This window comes from Oleiphilus sp. HI0066 (assembly GCF_001635725.1).
Map to the genome: position 1 here is coordinate 1 of NZ_LWFH01000008.1, position 717 is coordinate 717.

Genomic DNA, 717 nt, shown 5'->3' on the forward strand with positions numbered 1-717 from the left:
GACTCTTCAGAAAACCAAGCACAAGAAATTGCTGGTGCGTCTGCGGCGATCAATGAGATGGCTGTGTCGATTGATCAGGTATCTTCAAATGCAGCAGAATCAGCCGCGGTTGCGGAGCGATCTGTAACGATCGCGAAAAAAGGCTCTGACGTTGTAAACAATACCATTAACGGTATGGATACAATTCGTGAGCAGATACAAGAAACATCTAAGCGCATCAAACGACTGGGTGAATCTTCGCAAGAAATCGGCGATATCGTATCCTTGATCAACGACATTGCCGACCAAACAAACATTCTTTCTTTGAACGCCGCAATTCAGGCATCGATGGCGGGTGACGCAGGTCGAGGCTTCGCGGTTGTTGCGGACGAGGTTCAGCGCCTAGCAGAACGTTCATCGGCAGCGACGAAACAGATTGAGGCACTTGTTAAAACAACCCAAACGGATACGAACGAAGCAGTTATCTCAATGGAACAAACAACTGCCGAAGTAGTACGTGGGGCTCGCTTGGCTCAAGACGCGGGTGTTGCGCTAGAAGAGATCGAGAGCGTATCGATGAACCTAGCTGACTTGATTCAAAACATCTCCAATGCATCGCGACAACAGTCGATGTCTGCAGGCCATGTATCAAACACGATGAATGTAATCCAAGAGATTACATCGCAAACAACAGCGGGTACGAGTGCAACGGCAGAATCCGTTGGCCACCTTGCTCAA

1 protein-coding gene is annotated in these 717 nt (G+C 48.8%); it reads left to right on the forward strand.

The features are described 5' to 3' along the window. Positions 1 to 717 (forward strand): methyl-accepting chemotaxis protein (locus tag A3738_RS00595; RefSeq protein WP_197473478.1); only part of this gene is annotated, 717 nt, incomplete at both ends.